The 1,617-nt window shown below is 65.7% G+C and carries 2 protein-coding genes; both read right to left on the bottom strand.

Translation table 11 applies throughout. The features are described 5' to 3' along the window. Positions 1 to 689: VOC family protein (locus AC1D00_RS40255; protein WP_477014526.1), on the bottom strand; the 689-nt coding region annotated here is incomplete at its 3' end. Between the two features lie 2 nt (positions 690 to 691). Continuing rightward, positions 692 to 1,483 (bottom strand): enoyl-CoA hydratase, encoded by a 792-nt coding sequence (locus tag AC1D00_RS40260; protein ID WP_477014527.1) that lies wholly within the window; start codon positions 1,481 to 1,483, stop codon positions 692 to 694. Positions 1,484 to 1,617: the final 134 nt, after the last annotated feature.

Here is a 1,617-nt window from a genome sequence, read left to right on the forward strand (position 1 = left end):
GCATGCAACACGCTCGCGGCATCAGCCACCCGAAACTCCAGCGCGCTCATGATTTCGCTGGCGCCCTTCACAAAGCGGAAACTGGCGTTGGGCAGTTTCAGCTCGGCAACGCCGTTGCTGGCGGCATTGGGCGCAACCCCGATGATCCTGCCCCAATGCTCCGCGAGTCCCTGCGGCTCCGGGCTCTGCATCTCGACGCCGGTCAGCGCCTGCGTCACATCCTTGCGGATGAATTTTTGCCAGTCCGGTCCGGCCGGCGGATACGCGCCCAGAATGTCGTCGCTTCCTTCGGTGTGGTTGAACTCGATGAAGGCCGCGCGGCAGTCGCGCGGATGGAGTTGCACGCCGTGATAAGGCGCATGGTCGATCACGTTCGCCGTGCGCACGCCAAGCGCGTTGGCGCTGCGACCGCGCTCGTCCGGATCGTCGCAGCAGAAGATCGCCATATAGCCGCCGCGGCCGCCGGTCTTCTCGATGAAGCGGCCGGCGGTGGTGCCGACCTTGAACGGTGCCACCACTTCCAGCAGGATCGTGTCGACCGGGAGCAGCGCGTTCTCCAGGCCGTATTTCGCGACATTGCCGTCACGATAGCAGACGGCGAGGCCCATGATCTCCGCGATGTCGGAGATGACGGGCGCGAGCTGCGGCGCGACCAGGCAGATCTGCCGCAAGCGCATATACGAAGACATCGTCATTCGCCTCTGAAGGCGGGCTTGCGCTTCTCGACGAAGGCCTTTGCGGCCTCCTTGTGATCGGCGGTGTCGCCGCAGCGGGTGTGATGGATCGCCTCGCCGTCGAAGCAATCCTCCAGCGCCAGGTGCTCGGCATTGTTGATGTTGCGCTTGATGAAGCCGAGTGCGATCGAGGGGCCCTGCGCCAGCGACAGCGCGAGCTCGTGGGCAGCAGCGTCGATCTCGGCGTCGGGCACGACCTTGGTCACCATGCCGATCGCATGCGCCTCCTTCGCCGTCAGCACCGGCGACATCAGATAGAGCTCGCGCGCCCGCGCGCTGCCGAGCAGCTGGGTCAGGAAATAGGTGCCGCCGTAATCGCCGGAGAAGCCGACCTTGGCGAAGGCGGTCGTGATCTTGCAGGATTCGCTGGCGATGCGCAGATCGCAGGACAGCGCCATCGACAGGCCCGCGCCGGCCGCGGCGCCGTCGAGCTGCGCCACCACCGGTTTCGGCATCTGGTGCAGGATGCGCGAGACCTCCATGCCGCGGCGCAAATTCGCGAGCTTCTGCTCGAACGGCAGCGGCGCGCGGCCCTCCGCCATCGACTTGACGTCGCCGCCGACGCAGAACGAGCCACCTGCGCCCTTGAACAGCACCGCGCGCACCTCCGGATCGTCAGCCGCGCGCCGCGCCGCCTCGACCAGCCCGCGCACCATGTCCGGGTTGAGCGCGTTCTTCCGTTCGGGGCGATTCATCGTGATGGTGAGCAGCCCGCCTTCGAGCTTTTGCAGGACCATGTCGTTGCTCATGGGACGTCTCCCTCTTGTTGTTTGTTTTGGTCGTCGTTCCGGGGCGATGCAAATCATCGAACTATGGTGCGCAATTGCGCACCTGGGAACCTCGAGATCCCGGGTTCTCGCTACGCGAGCCCCGGGATGACGCT

The sequence above is a fragment of the Bradyrhizobium sp. P2_E8 genome (genome assembly GCF_056403875.1).

Bases quoted from the DNA above. Each gene is read 5' to 3' on its own strand.
- AC1D00_RS40260 (WP_477014527.1), bottom strand. From the start codon at position 1,483: ATGAGCAACGACATGGTCCTGCAAAAGCTCGAAGGCGGGCTGCTCACC.